This window comes from Marichromatium sp. AB31 (genome assembly GCF_003718685.1).
Classification (GTDB): domain Bacteria; phylum Pseudomonadota; class Gammaproteobacteria; order Chromatiales; family Chromatiaceae; genus Marichromatium; species Marichromatium gracile.
This window is the reverse complement of record NZ_RHFI01000066.1, coordinates 1-411: the sequence shown is the minus strand read 5'-3', so window position 1 is coordinate 411 and position 411 is coordinate 1. Positions and strand designations below refer to the sequence as shown.

The 411-nt window shown below is 72.7% G+C and carries 1 protein-coding gene; it reads right to left on the bottom strand.

Translation table 11 applies throughout. The features are described from left to right. Nucleotides 1–411 (bottom strand): hypothetical protein (locus EBL84_RS17210; protein ID WP_223807052.1); only part of this gene is annotated, 411 nt, incomplete at both ends.

The following is a 411-nucleotide window of genomic DNA, read 5'->3' as shown; positions in this document are numbered from 1 at the left end:
CTCGGCGGCGGCGAGGTTGTAGGTCGTGCCCCCGGTCGCGCTGGTGCCGTCCTGGTTGAGCAGCGGCCCGACCCCGGCGCGGTCGGTGGCGCTCAGCGTCAGCGTGAAGCCGGTCGCCGAGGTCAGCTCCACGTCGGCGGTGTCGGTGAGGGTATGGCTCGCGCCGCCCTCGCCGACGAGCGTGAGCCGGGAGGCGTCGATGTCGTTGGCCGCCCCGCCGCGGGCGAGCAGCCCGCTGCCGGTGACCACCAGCGTGCCGTTGCTCGCGTCATAGGTCGCCGAGGTCAGCGTCGGGATCGGTACATTGCTGACGGTGAGGCCGTTGCCGGTGGCATCACTGCTGTCGCCGGCGCTCACCGCGGTGTTCCAGTCATCGGCGGCGGCGAGGTTGTAGGTCGTGCCCCCGGTCGA